The sequence below is a fragment of the Afipia sp. GW823-FHT06G09 genome, from assembly GCF_058794875.1.
In genome coordinates, this window is record NZ_JBXAHF010000004.1 from 500,655 (window position 1) to 518,024 (window position 17,370).

General features: G+C 62.6%; 15 protein-coding genes. 7 read left to right on the forward strand and 8 right to left on the reverse strand.

All coding sequences use genetic code 11. The features are described 5' to 3' along the window. Positions 1 to 15: 15 nt before the first annotated feature. Positions 16 to 1,443 carry an ethanolamine permease gene (gene eat / locus AC1Q67_RS19240; protein WP_492236741.1) on the reverse strand — a complete coding sequence of 476 codons (1,428 nt, stop codon included), beginning with the start codon at positions 1,441 to 1,443 and terminating at the stop codon, positions 16 to 18. Positions 1,444 to 1,621: 178 nt separating this feature from the next. On the opposite strand from eat, the gene fabG reads away from it, so the two are divergent. The 6 genes from fabG (at position 1,622) to gmk (ending at position 7,442) form a co-directional block, all read left to right on the forward strand. Continuing rightward, positions 1,622 to 2,359, forward strand: a complete 738-nt coding sequence (fabG, locus tag AC1Q67_RS19245) for a 3-oxoacyl-[acyl-carrier-protein] reductase (RefSeq protein ID WP_492236740.1) — start codon at positions 1,622 to 1,624, stop codon at positions 2,357 to 2,359. Between the two features lie 301 nt (positions 2,360 to 2,660). After that, the gene (locus AC1Q67_RS19250) at positions 2,661 to 2,900 is read left to right on the forward strand and encodes an acyl carrier protein (protein WP_006020277.1); all 240 of its coding nucleotides are present in this window, start codon (positions 2,661 to 2,663) and stop codon (positions 2,898 to 2,900) included. A 111-nt stretch (positions 2,901 to 3,011) separates the two neighbouring features. Further along, positions 3,012 to 4,277 carry a beta-ketoacyl-ACP synthase II gene (gene fabF, locus AC1Q67_RS19255; RefSeq protein WP_024577504.1) on the forward strand — a complete coding sequence of 422 codons (1,266 nt, stop codon included), beginning with the start codon at positions 3,012 to 3,014 and terminating at the stop codon, positions 4,275 to 4,277. A gap of 141 nt (positions 4,278 to 4,418) precedes the next feature. Then, positions 4,419 to 5,774 carry an endolytic transglycosylase MltG gene (mltG, locus tag AC1Q67_RS19260; protein ID WP_492236739.1) on the forward strand — a complete coding sequence of 452 codons (1,356 nt, stop codon included), beginning with the start codon at positions 4,419 to 4,421 and terminating at the stop codon, positions 5,772 to 5,774. Between the two features lie 118 nt (positions 5,775 to 5,892). Next, complete coding sequence (locus AC1Q67_RS19265; RefSeq protein WP_492236738.1) at positions 5,893 to 6,780, forward strand: YicC/YloC family endoribonuclease; 888 nt, start codon at positions 5,893 to 5,895, stop codon at positions 6,778 to 6,780. A gap of 5 nt (positions 6,781 to 6,785) precedes the next feature. Continuing rightward, positions 6,786 to 7,442 (forward strand): guanylate kinase, encoded by a 657-nt coding sequence (gmk, locus tag AC1Q67_RS19270; RefSeq protein ID WP_492236737.1) that lies wholly within the window; start codon positions 6,786 to 6,788, stop codon positions 7,440 to 7,442. Between the two features lie 36 nt (positions 7,443 to 7,478). Here the strand turns inward: gmk and AC1Q67_RS19275 are convergent, their stop codons facing one another. After that, positions 7,479 to 8,534, reverse strand: a complete 1,056-nt coding sequence (locus AC1Q67_RS19275; protein ID WP_492236736.1) for a hypothetical protein — start codon at positions 8,532 to 8,534, stop codon at positions 7,479 to 7,481. A 211-nt stretch (positions 8,535 to 8,745) separates the two neighbouring features. On the opposite strand from AC1Q67_RS19275, the gene AC1Q67_RS19280 reads away from it, so the two are divergent. After that, entirely contained in the window at positions 8,746 to 9,435 is a 690-nt protein-coding gene (locus tag AC1Q67_RS19280) for a spermidine synthase (protein ID WP_492236735.1), read from the forward strand. Here AC1Q67_RS19280 and AC1Q67_RS19285 read toward each other — a convergent pair. The 6 genes from AC1Q67_RS19285 to lptG form a co-directional block, all read right to left on the reverse strand. Further along, on the reverse strand, positions 9,432 to 10,490 hold the full coding sequence (locus AC1Q67_RS19285) for an alcohol dehydrogenase (protein ID WP_024577498.1): 1,059 nt from the start codon (positions 10,488 to 10,490) through the stop codon (positions 9,432 to 9,434). The two genes, AC1Q67_RS19280 and AC1Q67_RS19285, sit on opposite strands and share 4 nt — an antisense overlap. Positions 10,491 to 10,503: 13 nt before the next feature. Continuing rightward, a complete protein-coding gene (gene rsmA / locus AC1Q67_RS19290) occupies positions 10,504 to 11,370 on the reverse strand; it encodes a 16S rRNA (adenine(1518)-N(6)/adenine(1519)-N(6))-dimethyltransferase RsmA (RefSeq protein WP_492236734.1) in 867 nt (288 codons plus the stop codon). Continuing rightward, entirely contained in the window at positions 11,367 to 12,371 is a 1,005-nt protein-coding gene (pdxA, locus tag AC1Q67_RS19295; RefSeq protein ID WP_492236733.1) for a 4-hydroxythreonine-4-phosphate dehydrogenase PdxA, read from the reverse strand. The genes rsmA and pdxA overlap by 4 nt, the downstream gene beginning before the upstream one ends. A 22-nt stretch (positions 12,372 to 12,393) precedes the next feature. Continuing rightward, a complete protein-coding gene (locus AC1Q67_RS19300; RefSeq protein ID WP_492236732.1) occupies positions 12,394 to 13,323 on the reverse strand; it encodes a peptidylprolyl isomerase in 930 nt (309 codons plus the stop codon). A 181-nt stretch (positions 13,324 to 13,504) separates the two neighbouring features. Continuing rightward, positions 13,505 to 15,976, reverse strand: a complete 2,472-nt coding sequence (locus tag AC1Q67_RS19305; protein ID WP_492236731.1) for an LPS-assembly protein LptD — start codon at positions 15,974 to 15,976, stop codon at positions 13,505 to 13,507. Then, complete coding sequence (lptG, locus tag AC1Q67_RS19310; protein WP_024577493.1) at positions 15,976 to 17,064, reverse strand: LPS export ABC transporter permease LptG; 1,089 nt, start codon at positions 17,062 to 17,064, stop codon at positions 15,976 to 15,978. The genes AC1Q67_RS19305 and lptG overlap by 1 nt, the downstream gene beginning before the upstream one ends. Positions 17,065 to 17,370: the final 306 nt, after the last annotated feature.

Consider the following 17,370-nt stretch of genomic DNA (forward strand, 5'->3'; position numbering starts at 1 on the left):
TCGCGTTGGAATGCCCTATTCGGCGGGCACGGTGTTTGCCGTGACGGCCAGCATCTCGTCGGGTGCTGCGGCGTCGCGCTGACCGGCGGTCATCCTGAAGTAGGCGTAGGCGAGCGCCATCAGCACAAGGAACAGCACCGTCAGCATAGCATTGAACCACACCATGGCGAACAGGCAAACGAGACCCAGCCCGAACGCAACCGCTGGGAACGCCGGATAGAACGGTGTGCGATAGGGGCGCACCAGATCGGGTTCGCTCTGGCGAAGCTTGAACAGCGACGCCATCGAAATCAGGTACATGATGATCGCGCCGAACACCGACATGGTGACGATATTGGCGGTAAGCGTCTGCCCGCCGAACTGCACCCATTCGTCGCTGAAGATCGCGATGACGCCGATCACGCCGCCGGCCAGCAGCGCCCGATGCGGCGTGTTGAAGCGCGGGGAGAGCGCCGCGAACGTCTTCGGCAGGTAGCCTGCGCGTGCGAGCGCGAATATCTGGCGCGAATAGCCCATGATGATGCCGTGAAACGAGGCGATCAACCCGAACAGGCCGATCCAGACCAGCATGTGCAGCCAGCCGCTGTTCTCTCCGACCACGACCTTCATCGCCTGCGGCAATGGATCGTTGATGTTGGAGAGCTTGCTCCAGTCGCCGACACCGCCCGCGAAGATCATGACACCGAAGGCCAGCACAACGAGGGTGAGAATGCCCGCGACATAGGCGATCGGAATGGTCTTCTGCGGGTCCTTGGCTTCCTCCGCGGCCATCGCAGCGCCTTCGATGGCAAGAAAGAACCAGATCGCGAACGGGATCGATGCGAAGATGCCGGAAATCGCCGCGCCATTGAACACGTTGCTGCCCGCCCAGCCGTTTGCGACGAAGTTCGCCATCGACCAGCCCGGCGCGACCACGCCCATGAAGACCAAAAGTTCGGCAATCGCTAAAATTGTCACGAACAGTTCGAACGCCGCGGCGATGCCGACGCCGATCCAGTTCAGCGCGATGAAGATGATGTAAGCGCCGAGCGCGAAGAATTTCGGGTTGATGCCCGGAAACTGCACATTGAGGTAGGCGCCGATGGCGAGGGAAATGGCGGGCGGCGCGAAGACGAATTCGACCAAAGTCGCGAAGCCGGCGATGAACCCGCCGGTGGGGCCGAACGCGCGCCGTGCATAGGCAAACGGTCCGCCGGCATGCGGGATGGCGGTGGACAGTTCGGTAAAGCTGAAGATGAAAGTTGTATACATCGTCGCGACGAGCACCGTCGCGACCAGAAAGCCGAGTGTGCCCGCGCTGTTCCAGCCGTAGCTCCAGCCGAAATATTCTCCTGAGATGACGAGTCCCACGGCAATGCCCCAGAGTTGGAACGGGCCGAGTACTTTTTGCAGGCCGGCGGAATGGGGCGGGACCTGGTTGGGAGCGACTTCGGTGGGAGCCATGTGTTCGTCCTCCGTTGTGATGCAGAGCAATATGCAAGGGAGGTGCCATGGGACCGCACCGGCAGGCACGGCCGGGGCCGTTTTATTAGGCACAGGTCATTGACGAGCGGCGTTTTCTTGCGGCAAACGGAGCACGAAATTTGGCCCGGGTTTGCCGGGTTGTTCCCAAGGGGGCGACATGTTCGATTTGACTGGCAGGACCGCGCTCGTCACCGGGGCGACCGGCGGCATTGGTGGCGCGATTGCAAAGGCGCTGCATGCGCAAGGCGCAACCGTTGCGATTTCGGGCACCCGGCGTGAGGCGCTCGACGCGCTGGCGGGTGAACTGAAGGACCGCGTGCATGTGCTGCCGTGCAATCTGTCCGACATGACCGAAGTCGAAGCGCTGGTCCCGGCTGCGGAAAAGGCGATGGGTCAACTCGACATCCTGGTCGCCAATGCCGGCATCACCCGCGACAACCTGTTCGTGCAATTGCGCGACGAAGATTTCGACGACGTGATCCGGGTCAACCTGACCGCCACGTTCCGTCTGGCGCGCGCGGCGACGAAGCTGATGATGCGCAAGCGGTTCGGACGAATCATTGCGATCACGTCGGTGGTCGGCGTCACCGGCAATGCGGGGCAGGGCAACTATGCCGCCTCTAAAGCCGGATTGATCGGAATGATGAAATCCGTGGGTGCGGAATATGCGCGCCGCAATGTGACAGCCAATTGCATCGCACCCGGGTTCATCGCCACGCCGATGACGGACGTGCTAAACGAAAAGCAGCGCGAGGCTGTGCTTTCGAAGGTGCCCGCCGGGCGTCTCGGGACGCCGGACGACATCGCCGCCGCCGCCGTTTACCTTGCGTCCAACGAGGCGGCCTACGTGACGGGGCAGACCATCCATGTCAACGGCGGGATGGCCATGATTTAAGCCCTGTTCCGCAGGGTTTTTGTCAAGCGGAATGGCTGCTGGACGGTCCCCGGGGCCGTGTGGTCAAGTCCGGGGAAGTATGGTAACCGAACGGCACTCGGTTGGGGAAAACGCCATTGCAGGATCGCCAAACCCCGTATATTGCCGTTCCGGCGCCAGCCGCCGTTTTCGGTGACTTCGTCCCTGTGGCGAAGGGACAGGGATGCGTGGTACGGACGGCACGAATTCGCATTTTTTCGCACCGCGAGGGGCTCGTATCGTTTTGCGGTCGAGTTTAATGGAACAAGCACGAGGTTAAACGATGAGTGAGATTGGCGAGCGAGTTAAGAAGATCGTGGTCGAGCACCTTGGTGTCGAACCCGAAAAGGTTGTCGATGCTGCGAGCTTCATCGACGATCTCGGCGCCGACAGCCTCGATACCGTCGAACTCGTCATGGCTTTTGAAGAAGAATTCGGCTGCGAAATTCCGGATGACGCTGCTGAAACCATTCTCACCGTGGGCGACGCCACGAAATTTCTCGAGAAGAACGCCAAGAGCTGACGCCAGCGCGCAGCCACGATGACACGCGGCGGGTTGTGATCGAACGACCCGCCGTCTTGCTGTCATAGTGGCTCCGATTGGCCTCAGCCGGTTGAGCCGGAAAGGAAGACTATGCGGAGGGTTGTCGTCACGGGTCTGGGCATGGTTTCGCCGCTCGCCAATGGTGTCGAGCCGACCTGGAAACGCATCCTCAACGGCGAAAGCGGCGCCGCCCGCATCGAGAAGTTCGAGGTCTCCGATCTGACCTGCCAGATCGCATGCATGGTTCCGCGTGGCGACGGCAGTAACGGCACATTCAATCCCGACGACTGGATGGAGCCGAAGGAACAGCGCAAGGTCGACGATTTCATCATTTTCGCCATGGCGGCTGCGAGCCAGGCGCTCGACGACGCCAACTGGCACCCCACGACCGAAGAAGATCGCTGCGCCACCGGCACCATGATCGGCTCCGGTATCGGCGGCATCGAAGGCATCGGCGAAGCCGCTGTGATCCTGAAGGAGCGCGGCCCGCGCAAGCTGTCGCCATTCTTCATTCCGGGCCGTCTCATCAACCTTGCGTCGGGCTATGTGTCGATCAAGCATGGCCTCAAGGGCCCGAACCATGCGGTGGTCACCGCCTGTTCGACCGGCGCGCATGCCATTGGCGATGCCAGCCGCCTGATCGCCTTCGGCGATGCCGACGTCATGGTGGCGGGCGGCGCGGAGTCCGCCGTCAATCGCCTTGCCATGGGCGGCTTCTGCGCGCTGCGCGCGATGGCCACCAAGTACAACGACAATCCGACCATCGCATCGCGGCCCTACGACAAGGATCGCGACGGCTTCGTCATGGGCGAGGGCGCCGGTGTCGTGGTGCTCGAGGAATACGAGCACGCAAAAAAGCGCGGCGCGAAGATCTATGCCGAAGTCGTCGGCTATGGTCTGAGCGGCGATGCTTATCACATTACCGCTCCCGCCGAAGACGGTGACGGCGCATACCGCTGCATGAGCGCTGCAATGAAGCGCGCCGGTGTGACGGCTTCCGATATCGACTACATCAACGCCCACGGAACCTCGACGCCACTCGGCGACGAGATTGAGCTTGGCGCAGCGCAGCGCCTGCTCGGCAATGCGGCGTCGAAGGTATCGATGTCATCGACCAAGTCCTCGACCGGTCATCTGCTCGGCGCAGCCGGCGCGATCGAAGCAATCTTCTGCATTCTGGCGATTCGGGATAATGTCGCGCCGCCGACGATCAATCTCGACAATCCCTCCGTCGAGACGGCGATCGACCTGGTCCCGAATAAGGCAAGGCCCCGCGAAATCAACGTGGCCCTGTCGAATTCGTTTGGATTTGGCGGCACCAATGCATCGCTGGTCGTCCGGCGGCTGGCGAATTAGAGCGTTTCAAGAGTTAATGGGCTGACGGAACGGGCAAAACTGTCTTCAAGGTTTTGCCTCATTTGGACATAATTTCTCTCACGGGCGCGCGTATAACGCTGAATTGTCAAGCTAAACGCCGGCAAGATTTTAGGTTGCTCAATGAGTCAGAGACCCCCCATCGCGCCACGTAGCCCGCGTGCGGCGCTCGAGCCCGAGCAGGTGCCGCAGCCGCCGAAACACTCCCAGCGCGCGCGCAGTACACTGGTCGTGGTGGGGAATGCGATCTTCACGTTTCTGATCGTCGCAATGCTGCTGGCCGGTGGTGCGTTCTTCTATGGCAAGAAGACGATCGAGGCCAAAGGTCCGCTTGCGGAAGACAAGGTCGTCAATATTCCGCCGCGCGCCGGCATGACCGACATCGGTGACATCCTTCAGCGCGCCGGCGTGATCAACGCCGACCGCTGGACATTCATCGGCAGCGTGCTGGCGATGAACGCGCGCTCCGGCCTCAAGTCCGGCGAGTATCTGTTCCAGAAGAATGCCAGCCTGCGCGACGTCATCAACACCATCGTTGAAGGCAAAGTGGTGCAGCATGCCATCACGATTCCGGAAGGTCTGACGTCGGAGCAGATCGTGGCCCGGCTTCAGGACAACGATATCTTCTCCGGCTCGCTGAAAGAGCAGCCGCGCGAAGGCACGCTTCTGCCTGACACCTATAACTTCCCGCGTGGCACACCGCGCGACCAGGTGATCCACCGCATGCAGCAGGCGCAGAAGAAAGTTCTCGCCGAGGTCTGGGCACGTCGCAACCCCGACATTCCGGTCCGTTCGCCGGAACAGCTCGTGACGCTGGCCTCGATCGTCGAGAAGGAAACTGGACGCGCAGACGAGCGCAGCCGTGTCGCCGCCGTTTTCACCAACCGCCTGCGTCAGCGCATCAAGTTGCAGTCCGATCCGACCATCATCTACGGTCTCGTCGGCGGCAAAGGCACACTCGGCCGGCCGATCAAGCGTAGCGAAATCACGCAGCCGTCGCCCTACAACACCTATGTGATCGAAGGGCTGCCGCCGGGACCGATCGCCAATCCCGGCCGCGCCTCGCTCGAAGCCACCGCCAATCCCGCACGCACCCGCGACCTGTTCTTCGTTGCAGACGGCACCGGTGGCCACTCGTTCACCGAGACCTACGACCAGCACCAGAAGGGCGTTGCCAAGCTGCGCGCGATGGAGCGCCAGCAGCAGAACGACACCGTGGACGCGGACGATCAGCCGCCGGTCGCCGCCGTTCCCGCACCTGCGACAGGCGCACCTGCAGCTGCGGCTCCCGCCAAGCCGCCCGCGAGCGCAGCGCCCAAGGCCGCTCCAAAGGCGACCGCGCCGAAGGCTTCCGCGCCCGCCAGCATCATGGCGAACGAACCCGCGGCTGATGGCGCGGCCTCGCGCAAGCGCACCGCAAAACGCACCCCGGCCGCCGCACCCGCCGAGCCGGAGCCGGAAGAAGAGAAGACGCAGTAACGCGGCCTTTCTCTTGCGAGTCCGGCCGATTTCAGGGACAAGCTGACGGTTGATCCAAGCCGCTCTGGCGGCTCGCACGTCCGCTCGTTGGACCACCAGTAACGGAGACACTTTCGCGATGGCGCTGTCGAGCATGACCGGCTTTGCGCGAAGCCACGGCACCAGCGGACCCTATGCGTTCGAATGGGAATTGAAATCGGTCAACGCCAAGGGCTTTGATTTCCGGCTGCGGCTGCCGGTCGGCTGGGACGACATCGAGGTGACAGCGCGCAAGCGCGCCACTGAGCTTCTGTCGCGCGGAACCGTTTACGCCAACCTCACGGTGAAGCGCACCGGCGCGGCATCGATCGTGCGTATCAACGAGGACGTTCTTGCATCTATCCTGAAAGTCGCGAGCGAGATTTCCGCGCGCACTGATGCGGTGGCGCCGAGTGTCGACGGGTTGCTCGGGATCAAGGGTGTCATCGAAGTCGCCGAGCCTGAGAGCGATGAGGCAGAAATGCAGGCCGCGCGTGCGGCTGTCTTGGCGTCGTTCGAGCAGGCACTGCAGAGCCTGATCGACATGCGCAAGCGCGAAGGCGTTGCGCTCGGCCAGATCCTTGCGCAGCGCATGGACGAGATCGAAAGCCTCACGAAACGCGCCGAGGCTGCACCCGGCCGCAAGCCTGAGGCGATCCGGGCGCGACTCGCCGAACAGGTCGCGGCGTTGCTCGAGACGTCCGATCGTTTCGATGCCGACAGGCTCAATCAGGAAGCGATCCTGATCGCGGCTAAGGCGGACATCCGCGAAGAACTCGACCGCATCGTCTCGCACATCGCGCAGGCCCGCGAACTGCTCGGCAAGGGCGGAGCGGTGGGACGCCGGCTCGATTTCCTGGCGCAGGAGTTCAACCGCGAGGTCAACACCACCTGTTCGAAGTCGAACGACATCGAACTGACCAACACGGGCCTTGAGATGAAGGGCGTGGTCGAGCAGTTTCGCGAGCAGGTTCAGAATCTGGAGTAGCGGCCATGGCGGCTGGGGGCACCTTGAAGGGCGGCGAGCGGCGCGGACTGATGTTTGTGCTGTCGTCGCCGTCGGGGGCGGGGAAATCCACTCTGGCGCGCATGCTGATCGACAAGATGCCGGATCTGAGCATGTCGGTGTCGGTGACCACCCGCGCCAAACGTCCGGGCGAAGTCGACGGCGAACACTACTATTTCATCGACAAGCCGAAGTTCGACGCGATGGTGAAGGGCAACGAATTGCTCGAGCACGCCACCGTGTTCGACAATTCGTACGGTACGCCGCGCCAGCCGGTGGAGGACGCATTGTCTTCAGGGCAGGACGTGTTGTTCGATATCGACTGGCAGGGTACGCAGCAGCTGCGCGAGAAGGCCCGCGCCGATGTTGTGAGCGTGTTTATCCTGCCGCCGTCCGCCGCCGATCTCGAAAAGCGGCTGCACACCCGTGCGCAGGATTCGGATGCCGTGATTGCCGGACGCATGAGCCGCGCCAGTCATGAGCTGAGCCATTGGGCGGAGTACGACTACGTGGTCACCAACACCGAACTGGACGAGGCGTATTCCCAGGTCGTGACCATTCTCAAGGCCGAGCGGCTGAAGCGTGAACGCCAGACCGGATTGTCAGCCTTCGTGCGAGATCTTCAGAAACAGCTCGAAAAGTAAGCGGCGGGTTTTCTCCCGCCGCTTTAAGCATTGATCCTATGCCGCCGAGCGCTTTGAGACCCGCGCGAGCAACTCCTCAATTTCATCGGTGGTAACGTCCAGCATGCGCGGCTCGGGCAGGGCGTGTGCGTGCAGGTCGCGCGCATAGCGCGGCGCTAACGCCGGCGGCGGATTGTCTTGCAGAACTGCCGGGCCGGACTCGTTCAGATCCCAGATCTGACGGCGCTGACCATATGTGCGTTCATCCTCACGCGGCCTCGGCCGGAAGTACTTGAACAGCAGCGGGCCGACAATCGCCGCGAGCGCCAGCACGCAAACGAGAATGCTCAGCAGGACCCTGAGCGACAGGCCTTCGCTGTCCGTGGGCTGCGCCTGTTGCGGCTGCGCCGGAGCCGCCGCTGTCATTACCGGAACTGGAGGGGCAGCTGGTGCGGGCGCAACTGCCGTAGCGAGGCGTTCGGCGGTCAGAGCGGGAGTGGACGGCTGCGCAGGTGCCGGTGTTGCGGCAGAGGGCTGATCGCTGGCAGAGGCTGCCGCATTCGGTTCTGGCCATCGCGTAGCGACATTCCAGCCCTGCTTGGGCGCCGTTTCAGGAGCCGGCTGCATCGCAGCCACATGATTGTCGGCGCGCACGTCCGCGGCGGCTGGCGAAGGCATCGGCGGCCAGGTCGTTTCCGCGAGGGAGGAATCGTCGTCCGGTGCTCCCGTCGTCAGCTCCGCGCGTGCGTTTGCGACTGATTTCTGAATGGGCTTCTTCGCAGCTTCCTGCTTTGGCGCGGGAGTGATCTTTGTCGGAGGCGGGGCCGTCTCTTCAGCGGCGTCTGCCGCCGCCGCTGCCGGCGTTGCTGCTTTCTTTGTCTTCGCGACTTCGTCCGCGAGATACCAGCACTTGCGCTTGGTGCCTCTCTCAATGCGGTAGTACCAATGCGCGCCGGCCGGCGTTGCGCCCTTCGGGCCGGAGAGACATTCGTCAGCAGACTTGGCTGCGCTCTCGGGTGTTGCGGGAGCCGCCATAAGCGGCGATGTGATGCTGAAGATTGAAACGCAGCCGGCGATGGCGGCACAAGCAATTGCGGCGGTGCGGTTTGACATTCTGTCCCCCTTACGCAACACGGACCCATTCTCGGGTCGGGTTCTCCGCGACAAGTTGGGTCGGAATAGGCCGCAAATCCGGACAGGCTGGGGCAACATTCGGGCGCACGGGCAGGGCCCCACTCGCTCAATTCTGGCTGGCATTCGGGAACCCGGATGGCATAACGAGAGGCTGCCGCGCGCTGCGCTTGAACCGTCGAGGACATAATCGTTGATCCCCTGGACCCTGCTGGATACGGCGCAAATCCCTGGCGGCGGTGAGTTGCGCCTGATGCGGCGCGGCGCCGAATTCTCCATCAAGCTCGGCCAGAACGAACTAATGAACAGCCGCCTCAGCGGCTCGGAACAGGCGCTCGCCACGCTGACCTGCGATAGGTTGCAGGGCTGCAAGAAGCCAAGGCTGCTGATTGGCGGCCTTGGCATGGGATTTACGCTGCGCGCGGCGTTGTCGGCGCTTGATACAGACGCGCGGATTGTTGTCGCCGAACTGGTGCCGGAGGTGGTCGCTTGGGCGCGCGGACCGATGGCCGAGGTTTTCGGCGACAGCCTGACCGATCCGCGGGTGTCCATTCGTGAGAAGGACATCGGAGCTGCGATACGAGCCGAACGGTCGGCGTACGACGCTATCCTGCTCGACGTCGATAATGGTCCCGAGGGACTGAGCCGCGAAGCCAATGACGCGCTCTACAACAGGAGTGGCCTTGCTGCCGCACATGCAGCGCTGCGACCGGGCGGCGTACTTGCGGTATGGTCGTCAGGTCCTGATCCACGCTTCACGCAGCGGCTGTTCAAGGCCGGTTTCGATGTCGATGAAATCAAAACGCGCGCCAACGGCAAGCGTGGTGGCGCGCGTCATGTGATCTGGATCGCGACCCGGCTGGGCCGCGGAGCAGGAGCTTAGTTCGTCAGCATGATGCGGCCGACGACCTTGCCGGCACGCAACTGGTCGATCCACTTCTGCACGTCGCCCATCGGCTCTTCCTTCATCGGCGTCGGCTTGACCTTGCCGGCGCGTGCGAGCGCCATCAGTTCCTGAGCCTCCGCAAGTGTGCCGGTCATGAAGCCTTCGACCGTCATGCGCTTGTAGATCCACTGCACCATCGGCAGATTGAAGTTGCCGCCCATCAGGCCCGACACGACGATCTTGCCGCCGCGCGCCACGACGGAGGTCGCAAACGCCATCGACTTCTCGTTACCGGCGAAATCGACGATCCCGTCGAAGCCGCCGTCGGTTTCCTTGATGATGCGCTTGGCGATATCGGCTTCTGTCGGATCGTAAGCGGCGGAGGCGCCGTTCTTGAGCGCCGCGTCGCGGGCCGATGCGCTGAGATCGGCGACCGTGATGGGCTGCTTGAACATCGCTTGCGCGAGCGACACGCCCATCATGCCGACGCCGCCAAGACCGATCAGCAGCAGATTGCGCTGGCGAGGCCGATCGACCAGACGTTTGAGTGCGCCGTAAGCGGTGATGCCCGAGCACATCAGTGTCGCCGCCGTATCGACCGGCACCTGGCCGTAGTCGATGAGATACTTCTGGTCGGGCACCAGCACATGGCTCGCGAAGCCGCCATCGATCGACACGCCGAGAAAGCGGTTACGCGCGCAAAGGTTTTCGTCACCGTTCAGGCAGTCGCGGCACTGACCGCAGCCGATCCACGGGAAGACGGCCATCTTCTTGCCGATCAGGGATTTGTCCGCATCGGGGCCGACTTCATCGACGACGCCGGCGATCTCGTGACCGAGCGTGAAGGGCAGGGTCATGCCGCGGGTGGTGTCGAGCTTCTTGCCATTGCCAAGATCAGCATAGCCGTCCTGAATATGCAGGTCCGAATGGCACAGGCCGCAGCGCTCGATCCGCACCAGAACTTCCCGGCCCTGCGGCTTCGGGGTCTCCACGATGGTTTCGCAGAGCGGAGCATCGAACTTGACGAGAGACTGGCGGCGCATCTGAGCCATTGAGCTTTCTCCGTTACACTGTTTTTGATTTTGCGGCTGTTATATCCGCCAATTCGCGGGCCATGGCAACAAAGCCGGACACTGGAATGGTCTCCGCCCGGCGGGTTGGATCGACGCCAGCGGCGGTAGCAAGGAGCGCTGGATCGACGCCGAGCGACTTGAGGCTTTGCCGCAGCATTTTCCGGCGCTGGCCGAAGGCGGCCGCGGCTACGCGCTCCAGCATGCGGCGATCGCAGGGCAGAGGTGCGGCGCGCGGAATCAGCCGCACCACGGATGACGTCACCTTGGGCGGCGGCACGAAGGCGCCGGGCGAGATATCGAACAGGATCTTGGTTTCCGCCCGCCAGTTGGCGAGCACGCCGAGGCGGCCATAGGCATCGTCATTTTCACGGGCGACAATGCGCTCGGCGACCTCGCGCTGAAACATCAGCACCATCATGTCGTACCATGGCGGCCATGGCTCGGCGCTGAGCCAGTCGATCAGCAGGGCTGTCGCGATGTTGTAGGGCAGGTTGGCGACGATCTTCGCGCGTTCGCCATTGAGATGGGGACGCGGATCGAACGTGGTCGCGTCTGCATTCACAATGGTCAGCCGGCCGGGATAGCGCTGGGCGATCTCCTCAAGTGCGGGGATCGCGCGCTCGTCGCGCTCCACCGCAATCACGCGCTTGACGCCTTGTGCGAGGAGGGCGCGCGTCAGACCGCCGGGGCCGGGGCCGATTTCAACAATGGTCGCGTCCTCAAGCGGGGCAGCCGCGCGCGCGATCCGCGACGTCAGGTTGAGGTCGAGCAGAAAGTTCTGTCCCAGCGACTTGCGCGCTGACAGTTCAAAGCGGCGGATCACGTCGCTGAGCGGCGGCAGATCGTCGATGGCGCTCATTCCTTCATCGCCGCCATGCGTGCGGCGAGCCGAAGCGCTGCGATCAGGCTGGACGGGTTGGCGCGGCCTGTGCCCGCGATGTCGAACGCCGTGCCGTGATCCGGCGAGGTGCGAATGAACGGCAGTCCCAGCGTGACGTTGACGCCGTCGTCGAAAGCGATGGTCTTGATCGGGATCAGCGCCTGGTCGTGATACATGCAGATCGCACAGTCATAGGTTTTCCGTGCAGCGGCGTGAAACATGGTGTCGGCTGGCAGCGGGCCGCGTACGTCGATGCCGTCCCGCCGCAGCGCCTCAATCGCTGGCGCGATGATCGATTGGTCCTCGGTGCCCAGCGAACCATCCTCGCCGGCATGCGGATTAAGTCCGGAGATCGCGAGACGGGGGCGAGCGATACCGAGCCGGGTCTGCAAGTCCGCCGCGACGATACGCGCGGTCCTGACGATGAGGTCGCTGGTCAGTTGCGTGATGGCGTCGCGCAGCGGCAGATGGATCGTTACCGGCACCACGGCAAGATCAGGCGACCACAGCATCATCACGGGATGAGGCACCGCACCGCTCACAGCCGCGGAGAGTTGCGCAAGGAATTCGGTGTGACCCGGATGGGAAAAGCCTGCGCGATAGAGCACGCTCTTGGCGATCGGATTGGTGACGACCGCACTGGCGCGTCCGGCGATGACGTCGGCAACCGCATGCCGGATCGAGGCGATAGCCGTCGGCGCACTGCTGTCGTCGGGCTGACCCGGCTTCGCTGTCGCCGCCACGCGTGTTGTGACCACTGGAAGCGCGTCGGCGAAAACGCCTGCGGCGTCTTCGGCGCTCGTGTCGGCGGTCGGAATGCTGACGCCCAGTATCCGGGCGCGGGCTGCGATGAATGCGCTGTCGCCGATCAGATAGAACGCGGGAAGATCGAGTTCGCGCCGCTTCAGCCATGCCGCGATGGCGATATCAGGACCGATGCCCGCAGGTTCGCCGATCGTCAGCGCCAAAGCTTTGGTCATGGCCGCAGCGCCGCCCGGAGGTTCATTTGTTACGCATCTCGATCATGGCGCCCTTGCGGACTTCCTCAAGATACGACTTCGACTTGGCTTCGTATTTCTGGTTGTAGATTTTCTCGCGCGCTTCGCGCTTGGCCGGGGTGTCGGCCTTGGTCGGCTTGCGGCTGCACAGCGCCACCATTTCAACGCCCTGCTTGGTGACTTCCGGCGGGGTCAGCTTGCCGACTGGCATCTTGTCGAGCAGCTCTCGCAGGTTCGGCGGAAGGTCCGCCGAGGTTTTTGTGAGCTGGTCGCGGATCGCCGCGTCCCGCATCGAGCGGAACAGCTCCTGCGCCTCGTCGCAGGACTGGATGCGGTTGCGAAGCAATTCCGCTTCCTTGCGGCGGGCTTCGATGGCGGCGGAGCCGGAGCCGCGCGGCACGATCAGAACGATCGGACGAACGAGATACTCGAAGCTTTCGCCTTCCGATTTACCGGTTTCGATTCCGGCGAGATCCTTTTCCGGCACGAGGAAGCTCGACTGGAACCGGCCCCGCACCAGATTGCCCCAGGTCATGTCCGCCTTGATGCGGCTCTTGAGGGTTTCTGGGCGGATGCCATGCCCTTCGAGCGTCTTGTTCAACTGCTCGGGGCTCATGCGCATGCGCGAGGCCATGTTGCCGTATGCGCCGTCGATATCCGACGACGACATGTCGAGGCCGTATCGCTTGCCTTCCTTGATCTTGAGCTTGTCGTTGATCAGCTCTTCGAGGGCTTCCTGCCGCGAGATCGCCTTTCGCGTCGTAAGCTGCGTGAGCTTGATGCGCTGGTCGATGTCGAAATTGGTAATGGCCTCGCCATTCACCATTGCCGCGACGGATTGCGCCATGACGGCGGAGCCGAGGCTCGGCGTAACGAGAACAGCGGCGGCGAGTGAAACAGCTCGTGCTGCGCGAAGAAAAAAAGTCACGATCATATTCAGACCCGTCTTCAAATCCGTCCCTGGCGAAGGCTGGGGAGTCCAGCGTCTAGCAAATCTACCTCGCGTTTGCGGCGTCAATGCACGCGCTTGATGAATTTTCGGCGGTTCCCGTAGCCTTGCCGGATGCGCCTTGAAGCTGCAACCGCGCGGGCTTCAAAATTCCGCTACCGGGATACTACTGCGAAGCGTTGAACGAACTGGTGCCGATCGTGCGCAAGCCGATTTGCAGCATGATGCGGTGGTCGGTGACGGGAGCCGCATAGCTTGTCGATGTATAGGCGTAATCGGTGATGTAGTTCGCTGCGATAATAAAGCAGTCGTCTACATAGCCGGCGCCCACGATGTACTGGTTGATCGTCTGGTTGGTGATGTCGTAGCGCAGTCCGCCTGACAGCATCCAGTTGGTCGCAACCTTGATCGAGCCGGTTCCCACGATGCCTTCGCGGCGGGTGAGGAATCCGAGTTCAGGCTGCTTGTCGTAGTTGCCATAGAGCAGGCTCACCTGGAAGCGATCGAAATTGGCCCGGCCTTCGAGTTCGAAGCGACGCACGGCTCCCGTTGCCTCGTCGAGCCGGGTGCGGGCGATCAGGCTGTAGATCTTGTTGGGCTGATACGCGATGCGGCCAACGTAATCGGAGCGGTTGGTTTCCAGACCGCTGGCGATGCCGGTGTTGGTGAGGTCCTGCACGGCGAACGAATTCAGTCCGAACAGCTGATAGGACTGCCCGAACAGCACATTGACAAACCCGCCGCGGTCGAACTGCGTGGTTGCCTGGACGCCGACATTGGCACGGCCACCGCCTTCGACGCGGTCGTAGCCCGAGAACTTGTCGACGCGGAACAGGTTGCTGTCGTCGAACGTAAAGCTCTGCGCGTCTTCGTTCGGGAGGCGGCCGGCGTTCGGCTCATTAGGCCGGATGATCAACTGGCCGATCGGCTCGATCGTCGTGGTGCCCCATGGCTGCACGTTGATGAAGGGGTAGCGATACTCGAGGCCGACCGTCGGCATCAGGCGCGCGGTCTGGGTCGAACCGACCGGCAGGTAGTTGGAGACGCCGGGCTGGTTGTCGATGTTGGCGCTGATGACGTCACCGCGCAGCGAGGCGAACGGCGTGAAGATCTGGCCGATGGAGTCGGTGAACGACCGGCGCCATTCCACTTCGGCTGTCAGGCGTGTGTAGTCGCCGGCGACGCCGCGCAGCAGACATTGCGATGGCGTTCTGGCCCGCGGGTCAGCAGAGGCGGGCAGACACCAGCCGTTGTTGAGCGCAATCGTGGTGATCGGGTCGAACGATGCGGTCTGGCGGCTCAGGCTGGTGAAGTTTGCCTTGTAGCTGAACTCGCCGCCGAGAATGTTGCGGTTGAGCACATTCGAATAGTCGATCACCGGGTGAACGACCGGAATTGTGCTCTGGTTATCGGCCGCCGAATAGCCGAGGAAGTGCATGATCCGCGCGTCGAAATAGCTGCGGTTACCGACGCCGGTGAGATAGATCTGCGACAGGCCCGTATCGGGTGTCAGCAGGAAGGAGTTGAGCGCGTTCTTGTACGGGCCGAGGCCGTAGTCGAAGAAGAACGACTTGTCGGAGACCGCAACCGCGTCCCAGCCCCAGACCCATTTGTCGTTGAGCGCGAACTGACCCTTGGTATCGATGCCGCCCCGGAACTCGCGGTCGCCGGGTTCGGCGTTGAACTGCTTCTGGTCGTCCTGGCGGATACCGTAGGCGCGGATTTCGTAAGCGCCGTTGATCAGGCGCTGACGGAATTCGCCCTGCATTAGCAGGCCCTGCTTGGTGGTGTAGCGAGGGGACAGCGTCAGGTCGTAGTCGGGCGCGAGCGCGAAGTAATACGGCACCTCGATGCCGACTCCGTAGCGCGTGCTCGATGAGTAGCTCGGAATCAGGAAGCCGCTCTTGCGCTTGACCGTCGGGTCAGGCGTCGAGAAGAACGGCATGTATGCGATCGGCTGACCGAAGAACTCGAGGCGGGCGTCCTCGAAGTACAGCATCTTCTCGGTCTGATTGTGGATGATGCGTGCGCCCTTGACCTGCCACAGCGGAGGCTTCTTCGGGTTGTCCTTACAGGCGGCGCAGGCGGTGTAGACGCCGTTCTGGAAAATCGTGACATCGCCATCGGTGCGGTCGGCGCGTGTCGCGGCCATGCGGGTCTGATCGGCCGTCTCCAGCCGCAGCGAATCGACAAAGCCGTCGCGATAGTCGTCCGACAGGTCGAGCATGTTGGCATAGGTGATCTTGCCATCGACGTCCGTCAGCCTGACGTTGCCTTCGGCATGAAGACGCTTGGTCTTCTGGTCGTAGATCACCTTGTCGGCTTCAAGGGTCGCGCCGTTGTAATAGATCTGAACGCTGCCGACCGCCGCGACGCGCGAGTTGTTATAGTCGTAATTGACCTCGGTCGCCTGCACGAGCATCTGCCCGTTGCTGTCCGGCCGCGCCTGTTTCGGCGGCTTCGGAGGAAGCTGGTTGAACCGGTAGGACTGGGCAGCCGCAGGCGTTGCCACAGGACCCGCAAGCCCGGCCACCAGGCCAAGCCCCAGAACCACAGACATGAGCAGGCTTTGACGGCGCAAGCGAATGCGCCGCCTGAACGCAGGCGTCCGTCCTTGGAGGGCGGCGACAACGGCCACTACCCGTCCTCCTGGTACAGCAAAGCCAAAAATCCCGAGAGGCCGCCCACGCAAACGGGCAACCACGCGGCAGCGAGCGGATGCATCAACTCGGCCTTGCTTAAATCCTCAGTTACTTTCGACAGGACATAGAGCAGAAACCCTGCTGCAACGCCACTTAAAACCATCTTTTGCACGCCGCCGAAGCGGAAGAACCGCAGGCTTACGGCGGCCGCGAGCATCACCATTGCAGCCAATAAAAACGGGCGCGCGATGAGTTTGTGGTATTGCAGGCGGTATCCGGCTGTGGCCTGTCCCGAGTTCTCGGACGACTTGATGTAGTCGGGGAGTTGCCAAAATGACACAGTTTCGGGGGTGGAGAAGCTGTTCCGGACCTGGGCCAAGGTGAGAGTGGTGGCGATCGTGAAGGTGTCCTGCTCGATCACCGGGTTATCGAGGGTGTAGCGGCGCACCTGTTTGAATACCCATCGGCCGGGCTCGAGGGTGGCTTCCTGCGCCTCGATTCTCTCCCGGAAAATACCCGCCGTGTCATACCGGAACACCGAGATGCCGGTCAGGAGCGCGCCTTGTCCCTGACTTCGGGCGGCATTGATGACGCTCTGTCCTTCGCTGGTGGACTGATTGAGCCAGAAGCCGGCACCGTCCTGCAACGTTGGTGCGCCATCGGTGAAGATTCTCCGCTCCATGCCCTTGGCGCGTTCGAGCATCTCCGCGGACAGCGGATTGTAGATGACGGTGGCGAGCGTCCCGAGCACGAGCGCGCTAATCAGTGCCGGCGTGGTGAACTGCCAGGCCGAGATGCCGGAGGCCCGCGCGACCACAAGTTCGAGCCGGCGCGACAGGGCAAGGAACGAAACCATCGCACCGATCAGGATGCAGAATGGCATCAGCTTTTCGAGCGACAGCGGCACGCGGAACAGCGCTGTTTGCGCGACGAACAGGCCCGAAACATTTGCGAGGCCGCCGGCGCGCCGCATCAGCTCGATATAGTCGACGGTAATAATCAGCACGAAGATCGCGGCAAAGGTCGCGACCGATGCGATCACGAAACGACCAGCGAAATAGCGTGCGAGGATTGTCGTCACCATGCGCGCGACCGCCTTATGCCAACGCCTGCCGCCCGGCACACCGGGCGGTCGCGAAAGGCCAAGCGGACGACGGCGCGGTCGTCCGGTAAACAGTGGTGTCGATCGACCCCATCGGGCAGCGGTATCCCCAACTCCATCCGGTATTCGCGAACTTGCCCAGACCTTTTGCAAGGCTCCCCAAGGGCACGGAATCGCGTTTTCCGGCACATTCTTATTTCATAGCATCCCTTTGATTGGTCAACAAAATGGCCGACCTGAGGCCGCACCTCAAGTACGGTTAATAAAACCTCATCGTTACTTTGGGGT

Coding starts and splice junctions, on each gene's coding strand:
- rsmA (WP_492236734.1), bottom strand. CDS start 11,370: ATGAGCGCCATCGACGATCTGCCGCCGCTCAGCGACGTGATCCGCCGC.
- pdxA (WP_492236733.1), bottom strand. CDS start 12,371: ATGACCAAAGCTTTGGCGCTGACGATCGGCGAACCTGCGGGCATCGGT.
- fabG (WP_492236740.1), top strand. CDS start 1,622: ATGTTCGATTTGACTGGCAGGACCGCGCTCGTCACCGGGGCGACCGGC.
- AC1Q67_RS19275 (WP_492236736.1), bottom strand. CDS start 8,534: ATGTCAAACCGCACCGCCGCAATTGCTTGTGCCGCCATCGCCGGCTGC.
- AC1Q67_RS19265 (WP_492236738.1), top strand. CDS start 5,893: ATGGCGCTGTCGAGCATGACCGGCTTTGCGCGAAGCCACGGCACCAGC.
- AC1Q67_RS19285 (WP_024577498.1), bottom strand. CDS start 10,490: ATGGCTCAGATGCGCCGCCAGTCTCTCGTCAAGTTCGATGCTCCGCTC.
- AC1Q67_RS19250 (WP_006020277.1), top strand. CDS start 2,661: ATGAGTGAGATTGGCGAGCGAGTTAAGAAGATCGTGGTCGAGCACCTT.
- lptG (WP_024577493.1), bottom strand. CDS start 17,064: ATGGTGACGACAATCCTCGCACGCTATTTCGCTGGTCGTTTCGTGATC.
- eat (WP_492236741.1), bottom strand. CDS start 1,443: ATGGCTCCCACCGAAGTCGCTCCCAACCAGGTCCCGCCCCATTCCGCC.
- gmk (WP_492236737.1), top strand. CDS start 6,786: ATGGCGGCTGGGGGCACCTTGAAGGGCGGCGAGCGGCGCGGACTGATG.
- AC1Q67_RS19300 (WP_492236732.1), bottom strand. CDS start 13,323: ATGATCGTGACTTTTTTTCTTCGCGCAGCACGAGCTGTTTCACTCGCC.
- mltG (WP_492236739.1), top strand. CDS start 4,419: ATGAGTCAGAGACCCCCCATCGCGCCACGTAGCCCGCGTGCGGCGCTC.
- fabF (WP_024577504.1), top strand. CDS start 3,012: ATGCGGAGGGTTGTCGTCACGGGTCTGGGCATGGTTTCGCCGCTCGCC.